The following is a 20,635-nucleotide window of genomic DNA, read 5'->3' on the forward strand; positions in this document are numbered from 1 at the left end:
CTCCCCGCTTCAGCCTACCGCCCACACCAGAATCTGCATGCCCAGCCAGGCGAAAACACCGGCCAGGATATCGTCGAGCATGATCCCGACACCCCCGTGCACATGGCGGTCGATCCAGCGAATCGGCCATGGCTTGAGAATGTCGAAGAAGCGGAACATCAGGAACCCGGCGAGGATCCACTGCCACCCTTCCGGCACCAGCCAGAGGGTGATCCACATGCCGACCATCTCGTCCCAGACAATGCCTTCATGGTCGTGCACACGCAAGTCATTCGCAACTTTGCCGCACAGCCAGAAGCCGAACAGCATCATCACGCCCAGCAGCAGCCAGTAGCCCCAGTCGGGCAGCATCTGCCACAGCGGGATGAACGGGATCGCAACCATCGACCCCCAGGTGCCGGGGGCCTTGGGCAGGGTGCCAGAGCCGAAGCCAAAGGCGATGAAGTGCCACGGGTTGCGCCAGACCGATGGCGGAACGAACTCCGCAGGCACCTGGTTGGGGTGGTCGGTCACGGTGTCTCCCTAAAGTGTTGATAGCCCCGTTGAACCGGGGTGATGTCCTGGCCCTGCGAGTCGCGCAGGGTCACGCCCTGGCCTTCGAGCACGCGGCCGATCACGTGCACCTCGGCGAAACCGAGGTCGGTCAGCGGGGCGAGCGCCGCAGGCGGCAGGGTGAAGGCCAGTACATAGTCGTCGCCACCGGTCAGCGCTGCCAGCCGTGCCGCATCCTGGCCAAGGAAGGCTTCCAATGCAGGAGACACTGGCACCTGCGCCAGGTTCACCTCTAGTGCGACCCCGGACGCCTTGGCGATATGCCCACAGTCGGCGAGCAGGCCATCGGAAATGTCCAACGCCGCCGTGGCCCGGCCGCGCAGCAGCTGGCCCAGGTTGAGCTGAGGCATCGGCGACCAGTAGTGCTGGAGCAGCGGCTCGGCCAGTTCCACCGGCGCCTCGCGCTCACCCAGTACCAGCGGCAACGCCCCTGCCGCCTTGCCGAGCGAGCCGCCGACACACAGCAGGTCGCCCGGCCGTGCGCCGCTGCGGCGCAACGCCTGGCCGGCCGGCACGCGGCCGAACACGGTGACAGTGATGCTCAGCGGACCACGGGTGGTATCCCCACCGATCAGGCTCATGCGGCAACGGTGGGCCATACGGCTGAGACCGTCGGCATAGGCCGCCAGCCAGTCGGGGCCGACATCAGGCAGGGTCAGGGCGAGGGTGAAGCCGATCGCCGTCGCGCCCATGGCCGCCAGGTCACTGGCCGCCACGGCCAACGTGCGCTGGCCAAGCAGCAGCGGATCGCACACCGCGGGGAAATGCACCCCGGCGACCAGGGTGTCGGTCGACACCGCCAGTTGTTCACCGGGTGGAAGGTCCAGCAGGGCACAGTCGTCGCCGATACCCAGGGCCACACCCTCGCCGCCCTGCGCACAAGGCGCGGCGGCGAAGTAATGGTTGATCAGCTCGAACTCACCCATGGGCAGGCAGCGCCAGAATCAGCGCTTGTTCGCCTTGACTTCTGCTTCACGCAGGGCCGGGGCGAGCTTGTCCAGCACACCGTTGACGAACTTGTGGCCGTCGGTGGCACCGAAGACCTTGGCCAGTTCCACGCCTTCGTTGATCACCACGCGGTACGGTACGTCGACGCGCTTGATCAGTTCCCAGGTGGACAGCCGCAACACGGCCAGCTCGACCGGGTCGAGCTCTTCCAGGGCGATGGTCATGCAAGGCACCAGCGCCTTGTCGATTTCGCCCTTGATCGCCGGGACCCCGTGGAGGATCTCGCGGAAATAGGCACCGTCGACATCGGTGAAATCGTTATCCACCCGGAACTGCGCTTCGATCTCGTTCAGCGAATGCTGGGCCATGTGCCACTGGTACAGAGCCTGGGTCGCGAGCTTGCGGGCTTCGCGGCGCTTGGCGCTCTTCGATGGCTTGCCGGCATCCGCAGGTTTTGGATCGCGCGGGTTGAAACGATCGCTTTCGTCGCTAATCACTTGGCCTCCAACTGCGCCAGCAGGCTGACCATTTCCAGAGCGGACAGGGCAGCTTCACCGCCTTTGTTGCCAGCCTTGGTGCCGGAGCGCTCGATGGCTTGCTCGATGGAGTCGACGGTCAGAACGCCGAAGGCCACCGGAACGCCGAACTCCATGGACACCTGGGCCAGGCCCTTGGTGCATTCGCCCGCCACGTATTCGAAGTGCGGGGTACCGCCACGGATCACTGCGCCCAGGGCGATGATCGCGTTGTATTCACCTTGCTGGGCGACTTTCTGTGCCACCAGCGGGATTTCGAACGCGCCCGGGGCACGGATGATGGTGATGTCGCTTTCGCTGACACCGTGGCGTACCAGGGTATCAACGGCGCCGCTTACCAGGCTTTCGACGACGAAGCTGTTGAAGCGGCCAACCACCAAAGCATAGCGACCTTTGGGGGCGATGAAGGTACCTTCGATGGTCTTCAGGGTCATTCCGATATTCTCATCTTCAAGAGCGAGGCCGCATACAAGCGGCCTCGACAGGGGTCTGGACTCGAGCTCAGGGCGTCAATGCCGCCTCAAGTCACTCGGAGGGCACGTATTCTACAACTTCCAGATCGAATCCGGATATCGCATTGAACTTCATCGGCGAACTCATCAGGCGCATCTTGCGCACGCCGAGGTCACGCAGGATCTGCGAACCGGCACCGACGGTGCTGTAGGTGGTCGGTGCCTTGGTCGGTGCATCGCCCGCGCTCTCGCGGATGTGCGCCAGCAGCACGTCGCCGTCCAGCGGGTGGCCCAGCAGCAGTACCACGCCACTGCCCGCCTCGGCCACGGCGGCCATGGCCGCGCGCAGGCTCCAGCGGCCCGGCTGCTTGACCAGCAGCAGGTCGCGCAGCGGGTCCATGTTGTGCACGCGCACCAGGGTCGGCTCTTCGGCGCAGATGTTGCCCAGGGTCAGGGCCATGTGCACGTCGCCTTCCACCGCATCACGGTAGGTAACCAGGTTGAACTCGCCCAGCTCGCTCTCGATCGGCTGCTCGGAGACGCGCTGCACGGTGCGCTCGTGGATCATGCGGTAGTGGATCAGGTCGGCAATGGTGCCGATCTTCAGGCCGTGCTCGGCGGCGAACACTTCCAGCTCGGCGCGGCGCGACATGGTGCCGTCGTCGTTCATCACTTCGCAGATCACGCCGCTCGGCTCAAAGCCCGCCATGCGCGCCAGGTCGCAAGCTGCTTCGGTGTGGCCGGCGCGGGCCAGGGTGCCGCCCGGCTGGGCCATCAGCGGGAAGATGTGGCCTGGGCTGACGATGTCTTCGGCCTTGGCGTCCTTGGCAGCGGCAGCCTGCACGGTGCGCGCGCGGTCAGCGGCGGAAATGCCGGTGGTGACGCCCTCGGCGGCTTCGATCGACACGGTGAACTTGGTGCCGAAGCCCGAACCGTTGCGCGGCGCCATCAGCGGCAGTTTCAGGGTTTCGCAGCGCTCGCGGGTCATCGGCATGCAGATCAGGCCGCGGGCGTGCTTGGCCATGAAGTTGATGTGCTCAGGCAGGCAGCACTCGGCCGCCATGATGATGTCGCCTTCGTTCTCGCGGTCTTCGTCATCCATGAGGATGACCATTTTGCCCTGGCGGATGTCTTCGACCAGTTCTTCGATGCTGTTGAGCGCCACTCGGCACCCCCTTCTCAATCAGGATTTCATGAAGCCGTTGGCGGCCAGGAAGCTTTCGGTGATGCCACTGCCCTTGCTCGGTTCGGCAGCCTTGTCGCCCAGCAGCAAACGCTCCAGGTAACGGGCCAGCAAGTCGACCTCAAGGTTGACCCGACGCCCTGCGCGGTAGTCGGCCATGATGGTTTCGGACAGGGTATGCGGGACAATGGTCAGCTCGAATTCGGCGCCATTGACCTCGTTGACCGTCAGGCTGGTGCCGTCGACGGTGATCGAACCCTTGTGGGCGATGTACTTGGCCAGCTCCTTGGGCGCGCGCACGCGGAACTGGATGGCGCGGGCGTTATCGCTGCGCGAGATGATTTCACCGACGCCGTCGACGTGGCCGCTGACCAGGTGGCCGCCCAGGCGGGTGGTCGGGGTCAGGGCTTTTTCCAGGTTGACCTTGCTGCCGCTCTTGAGGTCGATGAACGCGGTGCGCTTGAGGGTTTCGACGCTGACGTCGGCCCAGAACCCGTTGCCCGGCAGCTCGACGGCGGTCAGGCACACGCCGTTGACGGCGATGCTGTCGCCGAGCTTTACGTCACCCAGGTCGAGCTTGCCGGTTTCGACGTAGACGCGCACGTCACCGCCCTTGGGGGTCAGGCTGCGGATGGTGCCGATGGATTCGATGATGCCGGTGAACATGGGGACTTCCTCAGAAACAGGTTGCGCGGGGCAAGCCCGGCATTATACGCCGGGCGCTGGCAGAGGGATGGCCGTGACCCGCCAGTCATCGCCCACTGCGCGCATTTCGGTGATTTTCAGCCGCGGTGCCTGGCTCATCTTGTCCAGCGGCCAGTCCAGCAATGGCCGGGCCTGGGAGCCGAGGAAGGTGCCGGCGACGAACAGCTGGTATTCGTCGATCAGGCCCAGCTGGGCAAAGGCGCCGACCAGGCCGGCACCGGCCTCCAGCAGGATTTCGTTGACGCCGCGCGCAGCCAGCACCTGCAACAGTGCTGGCAGGTCGACCTGGCCATTGTCGCCCGGCAGGCTAAGCAGTTCATGGCCGGCAGCGGCAAAGCGCGGGTCATCTGCGACGGCGGTGACCACCAGTACCGGGCCGGCCTGGAAGAACGGCGCGTCCAGCGGCAAACGCAGGCGGCCGTCGATCAGCACGCGCAACGGCGTGCGGCTCAGCGCCAGGGCGGTGGTTTCGGCATCCAGGCCCAGCTCGGCGCCACGCACGGTCATCCGCGCGTTGTCGGCCAGCACGCTGGCCGCGCTGGTCAGCACCGCGCTGGAGCGGGCGCGCAGGCGCTGCACCGCCGAGCGGGCTGCGGGCCCGGTGATCCACTGGCTTTCGCCGCTGGCCATGGCGGTGCGGCCGTCCAGGCTCATGGCCAGCTTGGCGCGAACGAACGGCAGGCCGTGTTCCATGCGTTTGAGGAACCCGGGGTTGAGGGCGCGGGCCTCGGCTTCGAGCACGCCGCTGGCCACGATGATGCCGGCATCGGCCAGGCGCCGCAGGCCTCGGCCTGCGACTTGCGGGTTGGGGTCCTGCATGGCGGCGACCACACGGGCCACGCCGGCCTTGACCAGCGCTTCGGCGCACGGCGGCGTGCGGCCATGGTGGCTGCACGGTTCCAGGGTCACGTAGGCGCAGGCGCCGCGGGCCAGTTCGCCGGCCTGACGCAGGGCATGCACTTCGGCATGCGGCTCGCCGGCACGCACATGCCAGCCTTCACCGACTACCTCGCCATCGCGGACGATCACGCAACCCACGCGCGGGTTGGGGTGGGTGGTGTACACGCCCTTGCGCGCCAGCTCCAGCGCGCGGGCCATGTAATGGGCGTCGAGGATCGCGGTCTGGCTGGGCATGCTCACTCTTTGGCCGGCTCGCGGGCCAGGCGGTCGATTTCTTCGCGGAATTCGTCAAGGTCCTGGAAGCGCCGGTACACCGAGGCGAAGCGGATATAGGCCACTTCGTCGAGCTTGCGCAGCTCGGCCATGACCATTTCGCCTACCACCAGTGACTTGACCTCACGCTCGCCAGTGGCGCGCAGGCGGCTCTTGATATGCGCCAGCGCAGCTTCCAGGCGCTCGACGCTGACCGGGCGCTTCTCCAGCGCACGCTGCATGCCGGCGCGCAGTTTGTCTTCATCGAAGGGCTGGCGCGTGCCGTCCTGCTTGATCAGCCGGGGCAATACCAGCTCTGCGGTTTCGAAGGTGGTGAAGCGCTCGCCGCAGGCAACGCATTCACGGCGGCGGCGCACCTGTTCGCCCTCGGCGACCAGACGCGAGTCGATGACCTTGGTGTCGTTGGCACCGCAAAAGGGACAGTGCATGGTGGCAGGCAACAAAAAAAGGGAGGGCCATGGTAGCGCATTGCACTGGCAAGACAAGCCAAAGGGGTTAACATCCATACAATTCTGCCCGTGAAGGACCCACCCATGCATCTTCGTGCGCTCGTCGTGCTGTGCTGCGCTTCCCTGCTCGCTGCCTGCGGCAGTGACCGCCCCAAGACCGAAGCAGTCCCCGCACCAACAGCGGCCAAGGTGGCGAAAAATGCCGAACCGCTTGGCCCGCTGCCGGCCTATCAGCGTGAATTGAGCGGCACCTTGCTGGAAATCCCCGCCGGCGCCGACGTGGAGCTGGCACTGCTGGTCATCGACGACCGTGACCGCCCGCAACAGCTGCTGGCCAGCAGCACCCTGACCGGCACCGGCCAGGCCCTGCCCTATCACCTGCGTTTCAACCCCGAAGCCTTCCCTGCCGGGGCCCGCGTCGAGCTGCGCGGGCGCGCCAGCAGTTCCGGCCAGCTGATCATGCACCTGCCCCCCGTGCGTATCATCCAGGCCCAGACCCAGGCCACTGGCCCGCTGCGCTTCGAGAAGGCGCCGTAAGTGGCGCCGCTTGCCCTGCAACAGGCCCTCAGCGGCCTGATCGGCGAAGCGCGCCTGGTGGTCAGCGACTTGCCCGAGTGCGAACTGAAGCTGTGGCTGATCGATGATCAGAACATGGACCGCGCCTTCAGCAGTGAGGAAACCCGGCGCATCCTCGAAGAACCGCCGTACTGGAGTTTCTGCTGGGCCAGCGGCCTGGCCATGGCCCGCTACCTGGGTGCGCACCCCGAGTGGGTCGCCGGCAAGCGCGTGCTGGACTTTGGCGCCGGCTCCGGCATCGCCGGGATCGCGGCGGCCCGTGCCGGGGCACTGGAAGTGATCGCCTGTGATCTCGACCCGCTGGCCCTGGAAGCCTGCCGTGCCAATGCCCTGCTCAACGATGTCGAACTGGGATACAGCAGCGACTTCTTCGCCGAAGCCGACCGCTTCGACCTGATCCTGGTCGCCGACGTGCTCTATGACTGCGCCAACCTGCCGCTGCTCGATGCCTTCCTGAGCCGTGGCCGCCAGGCACTGGTGGCCGACTCGCGTGTCCGTGATTTCAGCCACCCGCTTTACCGCCAGCTTGGCGTGCTCGAAGCCCTGACCCTGCCGGACCTGGCCGAGCCGCACGAATTCCGCCGGGTCAGCCTGTACCACGCCAGCCGCGACACCTTATAGTGGTGTTATCCACGAGTTTGCGAGAGTCGCGATGACCCAAGACACGCCTTACATTTTCGACGCTACCGATGCCACCTTCCAGCAACTGGTGATCGAGAACTCCTTCCACAAACCGGTGCTGGTGGACTTCTGGGCCGAGTGGTGCGCGCCGTGCAAGGCGCTGATGCCGCTGCTGGCGAAGATCGCCGAGGGCTACCAGGGCGAGCTGCTGCTGGCCAAGATCAACTGCGACGTCGAGCAGCAAGTGGTGGCCCAGTTCGGCATCCGCAGCCTGCCGACCGTGGTGCTGTTCAAGGATGGCCAGCCGGTTGACGGCTTTGCCGGTGCGCAGCCGGAATCGGCGATCCGCGCCATGCTCGAGCCTCATGTGCAGCTGCCGGCCGCGCCAGCCGCTTCGCCGCTGGAGCAGGCCAAGGTGCTGTTCGCCGAAAGCCGTTTCGCCGAGGCCGAGGCTGCGCTGAAGGCACTGCTGGGTGAAGACAACAGCAATGCCGAAGCACTGATCCTGTATGCCCGTTGCCTGGCCGAGCGTGGCGAACTGGGCGAGGCTCAAGTGGTGCTGGATGCGGTCAAGACTGACGAGCACAAGGCTGCACTGACCGGTGCCAAGGCGCAGCTGACCTTCCTGCGCCAGGCCGCCAGCCTGCCGGAAGTTGCCGACTTGAAGAGCCGCTTGGCGCAGAATCCGCAGGATGATGAGGCGACCTACCAGCTGTGTGTACAGCAGTTGGCGCGTCAGCAGTATGAAGCAGCACTGGACGGGTTGCTGAAGCTGTTCCAGCGTAATCGTGGGTATGAGAACGGCTTGCCGCAGAAGGCGATGCTGCAAGTGTTCGAACTGCTGGGCAGTGATCATCCGCTGGTGGGTGTTTACCGCCGCCGTTTGTCCTCCGCCATGTTCTGAATTTGAGATTGCCGGGGCCGCTTTGCGGCCCCAGAATCCAGAGCCTCAACCCACCCAGTGATACACCGGCGCATCCACGCCACTTTCCACCTTCACCTCACTGCTGTGCCGCAAGCGCACCAGCAGCCGCTTGCCCGCCGCCGTACTCCCGGCCAGCCCCTCCAGCCGGTCGAGCAACTCCGGCCCGCTCATCTGCCCGGCCAGGCGAAGCACCTCACATGCCGCGTGCCACTGCCTATCATCCTGGCGCGGCGCTGCTACCGCGGCGACCGGTTCAGCCCCCGGCACCTCGATCTGCCGCCCCAACTGCGCCCACTCCTGCGGCTCCAGTTCGATGGTCAGGTCCACCGGCCAGTCACCAATCTGTCCACGAATTCTCACGATGCGTTCCTTGAACTCAGGTCAATGCACCATGCTACCGCAACATGAAACCTGCGCCACACAGGCTGGCGACGCGAAGAAAAGTTGTTATAACATAACCGAATCTTCCAGCCCGCTCCCGGAGTCGTCCATGCGTCGTCTGCTGCTCGCCCTGCCCTTCGCCCTGCTGCCCCTGGCCGTGGCCCATGCCCACGACGAACATGACCATGATCACGCCCACGGCACCCTCGGCGCCCACGAGCATGGCGTGGCCAAGCTCAATGCCGTGCTCGACGGCAACACCCTGGAGCTGGAGCTGGACAGCCCGGCGATGAACCTGGTCGGCTTCGAGCACATGGCCAGCAGCGACGCCGACAAGGCCAAGGTTGCCGCCGTGCGCCAGCAACTCGAACAGCCGCTGAAGCTGTTCGCCCTGGCCTCGGCCGCCGGCTGCAAGGAAGACCAGCAAGAGCTGGAAAGCCCGCTGTTCGGCGATGCAGCCAAGGCTGACGACGACGGTGACGAGCACGAGAAAGGCCACGTGCACAGCGACATCAATGCCCACTACCAGCTGACCTGCGCCACCCCGGAAAAACTCGCCCAGATCGACCTTTCCCCGCTGTACAAGGCCTTCCCGGCCACCCAGAAGATCAACGTGCAACTGATCGGCCCGAACGGCCAGAAAGGGGTCGAGACTTCGCCGGCCAAGGCCGTGGTCGCGTTCTGAAATGAGCCAGGCGTTGATTGAACTGCAGGACCTGGTGTTCGCCTGGCCCGGCCAGGCGCCGCTGCTGGATATCCCGGCGTTCTGCCTGGAAGCCGGCGAAGCACTGTTCCTCAAGGGCCCCAGCGGCAGTGGCAAGACCACCCTGCTGGGCCTGCTCGGCGGGGTCAACCGGCCGGGCCAGGGGCGTATCCAGTTGCTCGGGCAGGACCTCGCCCTGCTCGGCCAGGGTGCGCGTGACCGCTTCCGGGTCGACCATACCGGCTACATCTTCCAGCAGTTCAACCTGCTGCCGTTTCTCTCGGTGCGCGAGAACGTCGAGCTACCCTGCCGTTTCTCGCGCAGCCGCGCCGAGCGTGCCATCCAGCGCCACGGTAGTGTCGACCAGGCCGCCAGCGAGCTGCTGGCGCACCTGGGCCTGGGTGACCCGGCGCTGCTCGCACGGCGTGCCGACAGCCTGTCGATCGGCCAGCAGCAGCGCGTTGCTGCTGCACGCGCGCTGATCGGCCAGCCCGAACTGGTGATAGCCGACGAGCCGACCTCGGCCCTGGACGCCGACACCCGCGAAGCGTTCATCCGCCTGCTGTTCGACGAATGTCGCGCAGCCGGCTCCAGCCTATTGTTCGTCAGCCATGACCAGAGCCTGGCACCGCTGTTCGACCGTCATCTTTCCCTGGCCGAACTCAACCGCGCCGCCAAGCCCCAGGAGGCCTGATGTACCTGCTCCGTCTTGCCTTGGCCAGCTTGGCCAACCGCCGATTCACCGCATTCCTCACCGCCTTCGCCATCGCCCTGTCGGTGTGCCTGCTGCTGGCCGTCGAACGCGTGCGCACCGAAGCGCGCGCCAGCTTTGCCAGCACCATCAGCGGCACCGACCTGATCGTCGGCGCCCGCTCGGGTTCGGTGAACCTGCTGCTGTATTCAGTGTTCCGTATCGGCAACGCCACCAACAACATCCGCTGGGACAGCTTCCAGCACTATGCCCAGGACCCACGGGTGAAGTGGGCGATCCCGATCTCGCTGGGTGACTCGCACCGTGGCTACCGTGTGATGGGGACCACCACCGATTACTTCAGCCATTACCAGTACGGGCGCAAGCAGCATCTGGAGCTGAGCCAGGGCCGTGAATTCGCCAGCGACCCGTTCGAAGTGGTGCTCGGCGCCGAAGTAGCTGACGCGCTGCACTACAAGCTGGGCGACAAGCTGGTACTGGCGCACGGTGTCGCCGCGATCAGCCTGGTCAAGCACGACGACAAGCCGTTCACCGTGGTCGGCGTGCTCAAGCGCACCGGCACGCCAGTCGACCGCACTCTGCACATCAGCCTTGGCGGCATGGAGGCCATCCACATCGACTGGCACAACGGCGTGCCGGCCCGCGGTGCAGGGCGCATCAGTGCGGAACAGGCGCGGACCATGGACCTGCAGCCAGCAGCCATCACCGCGTTCATGCTTGGCCTGAACAACAAGATCGCCACCTTCAGCCTGCAGCGCGAGATCAACGAATACCGCAACGAGCCGTTGCTGGCGATCTTGCCTGGGGTTGCCTTGCAGGAGCTGTGGAGCCTGATGGGCACCGCCGAGCAGGCGTTGTTCGTGGTGTCGCTGTTCGTGGTGCTGACCGGCTTGATCGGTATGCTCACAGCGATTCTCACCAGCCTCAACGAACGCCGCCGGGAGATGGCGATCTTGCGGTCGGTGGGTGCGCGGCCATGGCATATCGCCGGGCTGCTGGTGCTTGAAGCGTTGGCACTGGCGGTGACGGGCATCGCCGCAGGGCTTGGGTTGCTGTATGCGGGCATCGCCCTGGCCCAGGGCTACCTTCAGGCCAACTATGGACTGTACCTGCCCCTGACCTTGCCCAGCGCACATGAATGGACGCTGCTGGCTATCATCCTTGGCGCAGCGCTGCTGATGGGCAGCGTACCGGCCTGGCGTGCCTATCGGCAGTCGCTGGCCGATGGCCTGTCCATTCACCTTTGAGAACGCACCATGCTCCGCGTACTACTGCTATCGATCCTGTTCCTTGCCGCCCCTGTGTGGGCCGGCGAGGTACGCGAACTGGACTGGCCCGCGCTGATTCCCGAAGGCGCGCCGGTCATCCCGCCACAACTGGCACCGCTGCACGACATGTCGCAGCTGAGCGACGCGCTGTCTGCCGAGTCGGCCCCGCCGGCACGCCAGCAGGCGCCCGACGCCCCGGTGGTGAAAAGCCTCGATAGCCAACAGGTCAAGATCCCGGGCTACATCGTACCGCTGGAGGTGAGCGAAGAAGGCCGCACCACGGAGTTCCTGCTGGTGCCTTACTACGGCGCCTGCATCCATGTGCCGCCCCCGCCCTCGAACCAGATCGTGCACATTTTCAGCGAAATGGGTGTGCGTGTGGAGGACCTCTACCAGCCCTACTGGATCGAGGGAAAGATGCAGGTTAGAGCCTCCAGCAGCGAATTGGCCGACGCCGGATATCAGATGGAAGCAGAGAAAATATACGCTTATGTTCTCAAGTGAGAACTGTTTCGAATTCGTGACGACGCTTCTTTGAGCTGGGTCAAACTTTCGGTTCAGACGCATCCGTACCATTGGACTACTCGATTACTCACGTCCTTTGGGAGCTTCCATGAACAAGTCCTTGCTCGGCGCCTCGCTTGTGGCCCTTGCGCTCGCCGCCCCTGTTGCCCACGCCCACCAGGCGGGTGATGTCATCGTCCGTGCCGGTGCCATCACCACTGCCCCGAACGAAAGCAGCGGCGACCTGAAATTCGACGGCAACAAGGTGTCGGGCACCAAGGCGACCCTGGACAGCGACACCCAGCTGGGCCTGACCTTCGCCTACATGCTCACCGACCACATCGGCCTGGAGCTGCTGGCCGCAACCCCGTTCAAGCACAGCGTAGGCGTCAAAGGCCTGGGCGGCGGGCTGGACGGCAAACTGGCCGACATCAAACAGCTGCCACCGACCCTGTCCGTGCAGTACTACCCGATGGAGCCTAACTCCAAGTTCCAGCCCTATGCCGGCGTCGGCATCAACTACACCCTGTTCTTCGACGAAGACCTGACCAGCGAGCGCAAGCAACAGGGCTTCAGCAACCTCAAGCTGCAGGATTCGGTGGGTATCGCCGGCCAGTTGGGCATGGACTACATGATCACCGACAACCTGCTGGTCAACGCCTCGGTCTGGTACGTCGACATCGACACCAAGGCCAGCGTCAACGGCCCGACCGCCTTGGGCTACAGCAAGACCAAAGTCGACGTCGATGTCGACCCTTGGGTGTACATGGTCGGCCTTGGCTACAAGTTCTGACCTGAACACGGCAGGGCGGCTTCGGCCGCCCTTTCTCGTTGCCCCCACGACCAGTACCCCAGCGCCAGCGCACTGATCACCATCCCCAGCCCGCATACCGCAGTCCAGCCCCAGCGCGCATACACCCAGCTCGCCAGCACCGCCCCCAAACCGCTGCCGATCGAGTAGCAACACATGTAGGCGCCGATCAAGCGGCTGGCCATCGCACCACGCCCCGCCAGCAGCAGGCTCTGGTTGGTGACATGCACCGCCTGCACGGCGAAATCCAGCATCAGCACACCCAGCACGAACAACGCCAACGATTGACCAACGAAGGCTGTCGGCAGCCATGACAGCGTCAACAGCGCCAGCGCCAGGCCGGTGGTGCGCTCGCCCAGCCCTCGATCAGCCAGACGCCCGGCTCGCGACGCCGCCAAGGTGCCGGCGATACCTGCCAGGCCGAACAGGCCGATCTCGGTATGGCTGAGCGCAAGCGCAGGTGCGCTCAGGGGCAGCACCATGGCACTCCACAGCACGCTGAATGCAGCGAAGATCAGCAGGCCGAGCAACCCACGCCGGCGCAGCAGGCTGTCGTGGCGATACAAGGCGTACAAAGAGCCAATCAGTTGCAGGTAGCCAGGTCGTTGCGCGGGTAACCGACTCACTGGCAGCCAGCGCCAGAGCACCACGGCCATCAGCATGAGCAGTGCCGCCGCCACGAAGTACACACTGCGCCATCCGGCCAGGTCGGCGAGCGCTCCCGAGACCAGACGCGCCAGCAAGATGCCCAGCACGACCCCGCTGGTGACCGTACCCACCGCCTGGCCCTGGCTGGCTGGGGTGGCGAGGGTCGCGGCGTGGGCGACCATCACCTGCACCATGACCGCCATCAGCCCGACCAGGGCAAGGGCTGCCAGCAGACCCAGCCAGTCCTGTGCCAGGCCAACACCGACCAGGGCCAGAGCGGCAACCAGCAACTGCACCAGCAGCAGGCGCTTGCGCTCGATCAGATCGCCCAGCGGTACGATCAGGATCAACCCAAGGGCATAACCCGCCTGGGTCGCACCAACTACCCAACCGATCTGCTGCTGCGCCACCCCCAGATCGCTGGCGATCGACTCGAGCAGAGGCTGGGCGAAATAGACCGTGGCCACTGCCATGGCGCAGGTGGCGGCAAGCAACAGGGTTATCCAGCGATTCATCGGGCTGACTCCTTCACATCTGGTTTCAATTTGAAACCACATGATGGATATTTAGCAAATGTGGTTTTAATCTGCAACCAGATGAATCATGCAGGTGCTGCCAATGCTCGATGAAGTGAATGCTCAATGCCCTGTGGCCCGAGCGCTGGAAGTGCTGGGTGACCGTTGGGCGCTGATGATCCTGCGTGATGCCTTCGATGGCCTACGCCGTTTCAGCGAGTTCCAGAAGAACCTAGGGCTGGCGAAGAACATCCTGGCGTCGCGGCTAAAGCTGCTGGTGGAGAGTGGGTTGCTGGCGTTGCAGCCGGCGTCCGATGGCAGCGCCTACAAGGAATATGTGCTGACCGAGAAAGGGCGGGCGTTGTTTCCGATAGTGGTGGGGTTGCGCCAGTGGGGGGAGCGGTATCTGTTCGCGACGGGGGAAGCGCGGTCGGAGTTGGTGGACAGTGCCAAGGGGCGACCAGTCGGAATTCTGCAGGTGCGATCCGAGGATGGCAGGCTTCTGGCAGCGGAGGATTGCCTGCGCAAGGTTGTGCGGCATTCATGAACCTGGGGCCGCTTTGCGGCCCCGGCTATCTCAAGCCTTGCCGAGCAGCTTGGCCAAAGCCTCGACCATCGGGGTCGGCTGAGGGAAAGCAAAGCGCGCCAGCAATCGTTGGTTGTCCGCCCGCGAATGGCGAATGTCACCCGAGCGCGCCTGGCCGTAGCTGATCGCCGGCAAGCTGCCCACCACCTGCTCCAGTGCCTCGAGCATCTGGTTCAGCGAAGTTGCCTGGTTCAGGCCGACGTTCACCGCGCCCTCTTCCACCTGCGGCTTCTCAAGCGCCTGCACCATCACCTGCACCAGGTCGCCGACGTAGAGGAAGTCACGGGTCTGCTCGCCGTCACCAAACACGGTGATCGGCAACCCGTGCACCGCCCGTTCACTGAAGATACTGATCACGCCGGAGTACGGCGAGGATGGGTCCTGGCGCGGGCCGAAGATGTTGAAGAAGCGGAACACCACCGGCTCCAGGCCATGCTGGCGGCGGTAGAAGTCCAGGTACTGCTCGCTGGCCAGCTTGTCCACCGCATAGGGCGTCAGCGGCGCCTTCGGCGTGTCCTCGGCAATCGACTCGCCTTCGCCATTGTTGCCATATACCGCCGCGCTCGATGCAAAGAGCACGCGGCGCACGCCATGTACGCGCATGGCCTCGGCCACGTTGAGGGTGCCGATGAAGTTGCTCTGATGGGTCTTCACCGGGTCTTCGACCGACGCCTGCACCGACGCCACTGCAGCCAGATGGACCACGGCACCGCAACCGGCAGTGGCACGCTGAACCAGCTCGGCATCGGCCACATCACCCTCGATCAGTTCGAGGCGCGGGTTGCCCAGTTGCAGGTTGTCGCGCTTGCCGGTGGAAAGGTCGTCGAGAATACGTACGGCAAAGCCCTTGGCCAGCAACGCATCGCACAGGTGGGAGCCAATGAAGCCGGCACCGCCGGTGATCAGGATGGGGGCATCAGCCATGGCGGTAGAATCGATCCAGTAGTGGCGGCAAGCCTGCGCGCCAGGCACGCGGCTTGATGCCGAAAGTGTGAAGTATTTTCTTGCAGGCCAAAACCGCGTGCTGCGGCTCTTCGCTGGCATCCGGCCGTGCGGCATGGGCCTGCGCGGTCGGCGCCTGTACGGCCAGCTGACGGTACTGCCCAGCCTCGCTGAGAATTGCCTGGCCCAGCGCCAGCGGCGTGGTCGCTTCGTTGCCGGCGTAATGGTAGGTGCCCCACAGCGGTGCGCTGCAATCGAGCTGCTTGAGCACCGAGAGGATCACCCGCGCGGCATCGTCGACCGGCGTCGGGTTGCCGCGGCGGTCATCAGCCAGCAGCAGCTCCTGCGGTTGCTCGGCACGGGTCAGGAAGCGGCCAAGGGCACCGTCGATGCTTTCGTCCAGCAACCAGCCGAAGCGCAGCAGCACATGCTGCGGGCACGCCGCGCGCACGCTCTGCTCGATACGCCACAAGGCCTGGCCACGCTGGCCCAGCGGTACCGGCTCATCCTTCTCGCTGTAGGCCGTGGCCCGCGAACCGTCGAACACCCGGTAGCTAGAAGGCTGCACCAGGGTGATCTGGTGGTGCTGGCACAACTCCGCCAGCCGCTCCACTGCCCGCTCCTGCAGAGCCAGGCGCTGATCGCTGACCGACTCGGCCTGGAACCAGTCGAAGTAGTAGGCCAGGTTGACCACGGCATCGGGGCGATGATCGTCAAGCAGCTGAGTGAGGCTGGCCGGAGCCCAGCCGTTCTCCGGCGGGCGAGGTGCCAGGAATGCGATGTCCTCCTCGGCCCCGAGACGAATCAGCGCTTGCCCGAGGGCATTGCCACCACCCAACAGCATCAGGCGCATACGCATAGAGTCAGCAGATCCGAACAGGTTGATAGAAGGAAAGGAGCCATTTTGCGGTTTCCGGGCGGGGAAGTCCAACACGGGGTCTGGACGGCACCAATGTCCAGGTTCCTCATCGATCAGCGCGATTACAAGATGAATTCTCCTACAGCTCTCAACGAACAAGCTGACTTTAGTTCAACAGCATAACGACATTGAATTGTTGACCTGTCTACTTGCCGGTTGCTGAAGCATTTTTCGAGCGGCGGCAGGGGTACTTCACCCATTTTTACAAGGAACGTTCCATGCCGCATTCAGAAGTCGCGTATCTGGACTTCAACCAGGGGCAAGCACACGCCATAGACCTTGCAAGCGATTTTCTTAACGGCTTAGGGGGACCTCAGGCTGGAAAAGTGGCAGATCAGGCAAGCTTGTTCGCCAAGCAGCTCAAATCAACATTGAGTACTGATCAAAAATCGACACTGCAGCGTTTTAGCGACGGCTTGCTATCCGCGTTGATGTTCAGGGGAATGCCTTGCCCCACCGATTCGGCCCCAGAGCAGTTGGCGGACATTTCAGTAATGGCGCGCAGCAACCGCTGCCAATACCTGGCTTCACGCAACCAAGTGCTGTTGGCGCTGGCGCAACATCGAAGTTTCGCTTTCGACATCGACAATGAAGGCAAGCAAGTGCGCCTGGTCGGTAACTTCAAAGGGGGCGGCTGCATCCCCAGGCCCGACGAGAGACCCGATGCTGAAATCGAAATCAGCTCACATGCGGGATTGCAGCTGGGACCACACACCGAAGCGCCCTACAACTGTTCAACAATTGCCAGTGATGGCCACTCACCCGCGCCTTGCGCACTGATCCTCACCGCACGCTGGAACCCTGCCCATGAACCGACGCATGTAATTCCACTTCGCGGCATCATCGAAGGCATGGCCAGCCTTGATGTACTTGCCCTTACTTCGCCTTCTTTCGACTTCACCCGCAGTGACTGCTTCGCTCACGGGCACGGCAATCCAGGCAAAGCCGTGTCGATACTGCAGTACAACGCCAATGGCGGCTTCTCGCTTCGGTACAACAGCTACCGCTTTTCGCTCAATGACAATGCTGACAGCACAGTTGCCCGTGCTTTTGATGCATTTCAGGAAGCCGTGCACAGCGCGCAACCCGAGACGTTCGACCTGCAGGCTGACACCGCGCTGCTGATCAACAACGGGCGCGCCTTGCATGGCCGCAACATCATTCAGGACAACCGACGCTTACTGGTGCGCCAGTTCGGATACTCCCGTTTCGCTGCACCCATCGTGATCGCTGAAGACCCGCTGCTGGTTCGTGGCAGAGAACAGGAAGTTACCCGATGATCGAACTCGATTTTTCATTCATTCTCATACTCGCCCTAGTCGCTTTCACCGCCGGCTTCTTCGATGCGATCGCCGGCGGCGGCGGCCTGATTACACTGCCGGTATTGTTTGTAGCCGGTATCGAACCTCTGGCGGCGATTGCCACCAACAAATTTCAGGCCGCTTCGGCTACGGTATCGGCTACATGCGCCTTTGCCCGTAAAGGCATGATCGATTGGAAACGTGGCAGCCCAATGGCACTTATGTCTTTCATCGGCGGCGCGCTCGGCGCCTTGTCAGTCAGCCTGATACCTAAGACGCTACTGCAGGCATCCGTTCCCATACTGCTGATTCTGGTAGCCGCGTATTTCGCGTTCAGCCCGAAACCCAATGAGCAGTCGCGCAAGGCGAAGCTTTCAACCAGCGTGTTCTGCATTGCCGTGGCGCCAGTCATTGGCTTCTATGACGGGATCTTCGGCCCAGGCGTCGGCTCGTTCTTCATGCTCGCCTGCGTCATCCTGTTGGGCCAGCATCTGCTACAGGCCGTTTGCAACAGCAAGCTGCTGAACGCCGCGTGCAACCTGGGCGCACTGTCAGTGTTTTCACTGAGCGGAGCAATCATCTGGCCTCTAGCGCTGGCCATGGCAAGCGCGGCGTTTGTCGGTGCTCAACTGGGCGCTCGCTGCGCCGTGTACTTCGGCCCCCGCCTGATCAAACCATTATTGGTCTGCGTGTGCTGCATCATGGCAACCAAGTTGTTGCTCGACTCAGGCAACCCAATCGGCGAGTGGCTACGCCGGCTGACGCTTTGAAGGCGTCATCATTCGATTTCGAACAGGCTGTTACGCAACGGCCCTACACTTAACCGCTCACGCACATCGTCATCGATGCGTGGGTCATCCGGCCGGTACAGCCTGACCTGCCGATAGGCATTGATGCGGTTGATCTCCTCCCCCAGGCATTCCCACACCACCCGGGTACATGCCGGGTTGCGCCGGTCGCCGCTGGACACCCCGGACTTCAGACCGTTGAGGCGGGTGATGCGGCTCTTGAAGCTGGGGATGAGGATGGTCTGGCTCATCTCGTTGAAAGTCAGCGACTCGTAGTCGATGAGGAACATCCGGTCCTGCAGCTGGAACGCCGCGCCCAGGTAGCGGCAGCGCACCTCGGCATGCTGGTCGGTGGCGCTGGAGCGCTCCTGGCGTTCCTGGCGCTCGAACAGGAAGCGGCCGCGTTCTTCCCACAGGTGCACCAGCGACACCAGGATGGTGCCGGGTACCGACATGCAGTTGGAATACTCGAAGTAATAGCCGCAATAGCGTGACAGGTTGCCGGCGTGTTCGTGCAGTGGGCGGAACAGTTCGCTGATCGGGTCGTCGGGTTGGTCGGAGACCGCCGACACACGTGCGCCGATCAGGCGAGCGAACTGTTCGGCCGGCAAATTCAGCTCGTAATCCTCGACACCGAAGAAATCACCGATGCGCTTGAGGTTGAACGGCGTCGGGCGGCTCTGGCCGCTCAGGTACTTGTTGAACTGCGCGCGGTTGATCGACAGCTGGCGGCAAACTTCCGAGATAGAGCGGTAATGGCTGCAGGCCAGTTTGAGGTTGGTCGCGAAATGATCGCTCATGACAGGGGGCTCAGGTGACGCGAATGATGCCAGTCTAGCATCAAGTCGCACCAAATCAGAGCAACCCGCGAAATTGTAACCACCTTTGTCATGGCCAACCATGCGCCCCAACGAATAGCGGTGCGCCTGCCGTCCGCTGTCTTTCCACGCGAACAATAAGAATCGAGGTCATTTTCCAATGCTCGAAGTAATCAACGATTTCCTCTCGGGGAAACTTCTCATCGTGCTGATCGTGGGGCTGGGTAGCTACTTCACCATCCGTTCCCGGTTCGTTCAGTTCCGCCACTTCGGCCACATGTTCGCTGTATTCAAGGAATCGCTGCGTGGCCAGGCAGGCCAGCTGAGCTCCTTCCAGGCCCTGATGCTGAGCCTCGCCGGCCGCGTGGGCGCCGGTAACATCGCCGGTGTCGGCATCGCCGTGACCCTGGGTGGCCCAGGCGCGGTGTTCTGGATGTGGGTCACTGCCCTGGTCGGCATGGCCAGCAGCTTCTTCGAATGCACCCTGGCCCAGGTGTACAAGCGCGCCGACGGCGACGGCCTGTACCGTGGCGGCCCGGCCTACTACATCCAGCACGGCCTGAAGCGCAAAAGCATGGCCATCGTGTTCTCGATCCTGCTGCTGGTCACCTACGGCTTCGCCTTCATCGGCCTGCAGTCGTATACCGTGACCCACTCGCTGCAGAACGCCTTCGCCTTCGACCCGCGCCACACCGGCATTGTCCTGGCCGTATTGCTGGCCATCACCTTCCTCGGTGGCATCAAGCGCATCGCGGCGGTGTCGGACCTGCTGGTACCGATCAAGACCCTGGCCTACATCGGCGTGACCCTGTACGTGATCGGCACCCAGATCGAGCACGTGCCGGCCATGCTGGAAACCATCTTCAAGAGCGCTTTCGGCCTCGACCCGGCATTCGGCGGCCTGCTCGGCAGCGCCATCGTCATGGGCGTGAAGCGTGGCGTGTTCGCCAACGAAGCAGGCCTGGGCAGTGCGCCAAACGTGGCCGCCGTGGCTGCGGTGAAGCACCCGGGCGCCCAGGGCGTGGTCCAGGCGTTCAGCGTGTTCCTCGACACCTTCGTGATCTGCACCTGCACCGCGCTGCTGATCCTGCTGTCGGGCTTCTACACCCCAGGCTTCGAAGGTGACGGCATCGTCCTGACCCAGAACTCGCTGGCCGCCGTGGTCGGTGACTGGGGTCGCCTGTTCGTCAGCGTGGCACTGTCGCTGTTCGTATTCACCTGCATTCTCTACAACTACTACCTGGGCGAGAACAGCCTGCAGTTCCTCAGCCGCAACCGCATGGTACTGCTGGCGTTCCGCGCCCTGGTACTGGCGCTGGTGGTGTGGGGTTCGATGCAGGACCTGTCGACCGTGTTCGCCTTCGCCGACATCACCATGACCTGCCTGGCCTTCGTCAACCTGGTGGCCCTGGCCCTGCTGTTCAAGGTCGGCCTGCGGGTGATGCGCGACTATGATGACCAGCGCAAGGCTGGCATCAAGCAGCCAGTGTTCGACTCGTCGAAGTTCGCCGACCTGGATCTGGACCGCAACGCCTGGCCTGCCAATCTGCAGGCGGAAACAGCCACTGACAAAGCAGTCGGCCAAGCTCAGCTGCAGCGCTGATATCCTGCCCTGCCCA

At 63.8% G+C, this 20,635-nt stretch carries 25 protein-coding genes; 12 read left to right on the forward strand and 13 right to left on the reverse strand.

From position 1 onward, the window contains the following. Window positions 1-9: 9 nt before the first annotated feature. The 8 genes from ACOKS3_RS26510 to nrdR all read right to left on the reverse strand — a co-directional run bounded on the left by ACOKS3_RS26510 (window position 10) and on the right by nrdR (window position 5,977). A complete protein-coding gene (locus ACOKS3_RS26510; RefSeq protein WP_027917812.1) occupies window positions 10-513 on the reverse strand; it encodes a phosphatidylglycerophosphatase A family protein in 504 nt (167 codons plus the stop codon). Continuing rightward, the gene (thiL, locus tag ACOKS3_RS26515; RefSeq protein ID WP_422763616.1) at window positions 510-1,478 is read right to left on the reverse strand and encodes a thiamine-phosphate kinase; all 969 of its coding nucleotides are present in this window, start codon (window positions 1,476-1,478) and stop codon (window positions 510-512) included. The genes ACOKS3_RS26510 and thiL overlap by 4 nt, the downstream gene beginning before the upstream one ends. 18 nt (window positions 1,479-1,496) lie before the next feature. Next, entirely contained in the window at window positions 1,497-1,997 is a 501-nt protein-coding gene (gene nusB, locus ACOKS3_RS26520; RefSeq protein WP_003255393.1) for a transcription antitermination factor NusB, read from the reverse strand. After that, a complete protein-coding gene (gene ribH, locus ACOKS3_RS26525; RefSeq protein WP_103448796.1) occupies window positions 1,994-2,470 on the reverse strand; it encodes a 6,7-dimethyl-8-ribityllumazine synthase in 477 nt (158 codons plus the stop codon). The genes nusB and ribH overlap by 4 nt, the downstream gene beginning before the upstream one ends. Window positions 2,471-2,561: 91 nt before the next feature. After that, on the reverse strand, window positions 2,562-3,653 hold the full coding sequence (ribBA, locus tag ACOKS3_RS26530; protein WP_027917815.1) for a bifunctional 3,4-dihydroxy-2-butanone-4-phosphate synthase/GTP cyclohydrolase II: 1,092 nt from the start codon (window positions 3,651-3,653) through the stop codon (window positions 2,562-2,564). An 18-nt stretch (window positions 3,654-3,671) separates the two neighbouring features. Next, window positions 3,672-4,337: a riboflavin synthase gene (locus tag ACOKS3_RS26535; protein WP_103448795.1), complete on the reverse strand. Its 666-nt coding sequence runs from the start codon at window positions 4,335-4,337 to the stop codon at window positions 3,672-3,674. A gap of 42 nt (window positions 4,338-4,379) precedes the next feature. Continuing rightward, window positions 4,380-5,510 carry a bifunctional diaminohydroxyphosphoribosylaminopyrimidine deaminase/5-amino-6-(5-phosphoribosylamino)uracil reductase RibD gene (gene ribD, locus ACOKS3_RS26540; RefSeq protein WP_422763615.1) on the reverse strand — a complete coding sequence of 377 codons (1,131 nt, stop codon included), beginning with the start codon at window positions 5,508-5,510 and terminating at the stop codon, window positions 4,380-4,382. A gap of 2 nt (window positions 5,511-5,512) precedes the next feature. Then, window positions 5,513-5,977 (reverse strand): transcriptional regulator NrdR, encoded by a 465-nt coding sequence (gene nrdR / locus ACOKS3_RS26545; RefSeq protein ID WP_009685710.1) that lies wholly within the window; start codon window positions 5,975-5,977, stop codon window positions 5,513-5,515. A gap of 105 nt (window positions 5,978-6,082) precedes the next feature. Between nrdR and ACOKS3_RS26550 the strand changes: the two genes are divergently transcribed. The 3 genes from ACOKS3_RS26550 to trxA are packed head-to-tail and all read left to right on the forward strand — an operon-like array spanning window position 6,083 to window position 8,099. Then, window positions 6,083-6,535, forward strand: coding sequence for a YbaY family lipoprotein (locus ACOKS3_RS26550; protein WP_103448793.1), 453 nt, complete (start codon window positions 6,083-6,085; stop codon window positions 6,533-6,535). Then, complete coding sequence (locus ACOKS3_RS26555; RefSeq protein WP_103448792.1) at window positions 6,536-7,195, forward strand: class I SAM-dependent methyltransferase; 660 nt, start codon at window positions 6,536-6,538, stop codon at window positions 7,193-7,195. Between the two features lie 31 nt (window positions 7,196-7,226). Continuing rightward, complete coding sequence (gene trxA / locus ACOKS3_RS26560; protein WP_422763614.1) at window positions 7,227-8,099, forward strand: thioredoxin; 873 nt, start codon at window positions 7,227-7,229, stop codon at window positions 8,097-8,099. A gap of 45 nt (window positions 8,100-8,144) precedes the next feature. Here the strand turns inward: trxA and ACOKS3_RS26565 are convergent, their stop codons facing one another. Further along, window positions 8,145-8,480: a hypothetical protein gene (locus ACOKS3_RS26565; RefSeq protein WP_103448790.1), complete on the reverse strand. Its 336-nt coding sequence runs from the start codon at window positions 8,478-8,480 to the stop codon at window positions 8,145-8,147. A gap of 130 nt (window positions 8,481-8,610) precedes the next feature. Here ACOKS3_RS26565 and ACOKS3_RS26570 point away from each other — a divergent pair, with 130 nt between their 5' ends. From ACOKS3_RS26570 to ACOKS3_RS26590, 5 genes are all read left to right on the forward strand, one after another. Next, window positions 8,611-9,186 carry a DUF2796 domain-containing protein gene (locus tag ACOKS3_RS26570; RefSeq protein WP_103448789.1) on the forward strand — a complete coding sequence of 192 codons (576 nt, stop codon included), beginning with the start codon at window positions 8,611-8,613 and terminating at the stop codon, window positions 9,184-9,186. Between the two features lies 1 nt (window position 9,187). Continuing rightward, the gene (locus ACOKS3_RS26575) at window positions 9,188-9,898 is read left to right on the forward strand and encodes an ABC transporter ATP-binding protein (protein ID WP_103448788.1); all 711 of its coding nucleotides are present in this window, start codon (window positions 9,188-9,190) and stop codon (window positions 9,896-9,898) included. After that, the gene (locus ACOKS3_RS26580; RefSeq protein WP_103448787.1) at window positions 9,898-11,163 is read left to right on the forward strand and encodes an ABC transporter permease; all 1,266 of its coding nucleotides are present in this window, start codon (window positions 9,898-9,900) and stop codon (window positions 11,161-11,163) included. The genes ACOKS3_RS26575 and ACOKS3_RS26580 overlap by 1 nt, the downstream gene beginning before the upstream one ends. 9 nt (window positions 11,164-11,172) lie before the next feature. Further along, window positions 11,173-11,688 carry a DUF3299 domain-containing protein gene (locus tag ACOKS3_RS26585; RefSeq protein ID WP_103448786.1) on the forward strand — a complete coding sequence of 172 codons (516 nt, stop codon included), beginning with the start codon at window positions 11,173-11,175 and terminating at the stop codon, window positions 11,686-11,688. A gap of 109 nt (window positions 11,689-11,797) precedes the next feature. Beyond that, a complete protein-coding gene (locus ACOKS3_RS26590) occupies window positions 11,798-12,481 on the forward strand; it encodes an OmpW/AlkL family protein (protein WP_054886541.1) in 684 nt (227 codons plus the stop codon). Here ACOKS3_RS26590 and ACOKS3_RS26595 read toward each other — a convergent pair. Further along, window positions 12,469-13,704: an MFS transporter gene (locus ACOKS3_RS26595; RefSeq protein ID WP_422763613.1), complete on the reverse strand. Its 1,236-nt coding sequence runs from the start codon at window positions 13,702-13,704 to the stop codon at window positions 12,469-12,471. The two genes, ACOKS3_RS26590 and ACOKS3_RS26595, sit on opposite strands and share 13 nt — an antisense overlap. A 61-nt stretch (window positions 13,705-13,765) precedes the next feature. On the opposite strand from ACOKS3_RS26595, the gene ACOKS3_RS26600 reads away from it, so the two are divergent. Next, window positions 13,766-14,209 (forward strand): winged helix-turn-helix transcriptional regulator, encoded by a 444-nt coding sequence (locus ACOKS3_RS26600; RefSeq protein WP_422763612.1) that lies wholly within the window; start codon window positions 13,766-13,768, stop codon window positions 14,207-14,209. A 30-nt stretch (window positions 14,210-14,239) separates the two neighbouring features. Here the strand turns inward: ACOKS3_RS26600 and ACOKS3_RS26605 are convergent, their stop codons facing one another. Beyond that, a complete protein-coding gene (locus ACOKS3_RS26605) occupies window positions 14,240-15,172 on the reverse strand; it encodes an NAD-dependent epimerase/dehydratase family protein (protein ID WP_103448784.1) in 933 nt (310 codons plus the stop codon). Next, entirely contained in the window at window positions 15,165-16,049 is an 885-nt protein-coding gene (locus ACOKS3_RS26610; protein ID WP_103448783.1) for a sugar nucleotide-binding protein, read from the reverse strand. Before ACOKS3_RS26610 ends, ACOKS3_RS26605 begins: the two co-directional genes overlap by 8 nt. A gap of 278 nt (window positions 16,050-16,327) precedes the next feature. Here ACOKS3_RS26610 and ACOKS3_RS26615 point away from each other — a divergent pair, with 278 nt between their 5' ends. Next, a complete protein-coding gene (locus ACOKS3_RS26615; protein ID WP_422763611.1) occupies window positions 16,328-17,389 on the forward strand; it encodes a Fe(II)-2OG oxygenase family protein in 1,062 nt (353 codons plus the stop codon). Continuing rightward, the gene (locus ACOKS3_RS26620) at window positions 17,386-18,180 is read left to right on the forward strand and encodes a TSUP family transporter (protein WP_422763610.1); all 795 of its coding nucleotides are present in this window, start codon (window positions 17,386-17,388) and stop codon (window positions 18,178-18,180) included. The genes ACOKS3_RS26615 and ACOKS3_RS26620 overlap by 4 nt, the downstream gene beginning before the upstream one ends. 8 nt (window positions 18,181-18,188) lie before the next feature. Here the strand turns inward: ACOKS3_RS26620 and ACOKS3_RS26625 are convergent, their stop codons facing one another. Then, complete coding sequence (locus ACOKS3_RS26625; RefSeq protein ID WP_422763609.1) at window positions 18,189-18,998, reverse strand: helix-turn-helix domain-containing protein; 810 nt, start codon at window positions 18,996-18,998, stop codon at window positions 18,189-18,191. A gap of 178 nt (window positions 18,999-19,176) precedes the next feature. Between ACOKS3_RS26625 and ACOKS3_RS26630 the strand changes: the two genes are divergently transcribed. Then, on the forward strand, window positions 19,177-20,619 hold the full coding sequence (locus tag ACOKS3_RS26630) for an alanine/glycine:cation symporter family protein (protein ID WP_103448779.1): 1,443 nt from the start codon (window positions 19,177-19,179) through the stop codon (window positions 20,617-20,619). Window positions 20,620-20,635 lie beyond the last annotated feature (16 nt).

The sequence above is a fragment of the Pseudomonas sp. HS6-2 genome (assembly GCF_049325675.2).
Taxonomy (GTDB): Bacteria; Pseudomonadota; Gammaproteobacteria; order Pseudomonadales; family Pseudomonadaceae; genus Aquipseudomonas; species Aquipseudomonas putida_N.